Source organism: Xanthobacter autotrophicus (assembly GCF_030015065.1).
GTDB classification, from domain to species: Bacteria; Pseudomonadota; Alphaproteobacteria; order Rhizobiales; family Xanthobacteraceae; genus Xanthobacter; species Xanthobacter autotrophicus_D.
The window spans coordinates 1-392 of record NZ_JAIVFN010000557.1; the positions used below are offsets into that span (position 1 = coordinate 1).

Below are 392 nucleotides of genomic sequence, written 5' to 3' on the forward strand. Positions count from 1 at the left end.
GTACGACGGCGGCCGCCTGCGCGGCTCGCTGGCGCTCTTCAGCACCACCAAGCCCCGGGCCTACGTGAATGCCGACAACGTCTTCAGCGCGGCCGGCAAGGACCGCCACCAGGGCGTCGAGCTGGACGTGCAGGGCGAGGCCGTGCGCGGCCTGCGGCTGCTGGGCGGCGTGACCTGGCTGGACGCCAGGCAGCGCACCACGGGCAGCGCCGCGTTCGACGGCAAGCGCGTGATCGGCGTGCCGCGCGTGCAGGCCAATGCCGGCGTGGAGTGGGACGTGCCCGGCGTGCCCGGCCTGGCGCTGGACACCCGCGCGCTCTACACCGGCGCGAGCTACGCGGACGGTGCCAACACCCTGCGCGTGCCCGGCTGGACGCGCCTGGACCTGGGTG

General features: G+C 75.3%; 1 protein-coding gene. It reads left to right on the forward strand.

Translation table 11 applies throughout. The features are described 5' to 3' along the window. Nucleotides 1–392, forward strand: a 392-nt coding sequence (locus tag K9U40_RS24495) for a TonB-dependent receptor domain-containing protein (RefSeq protein WP_282892631.1), incomplete at both ends; no start/stop codon positions are given.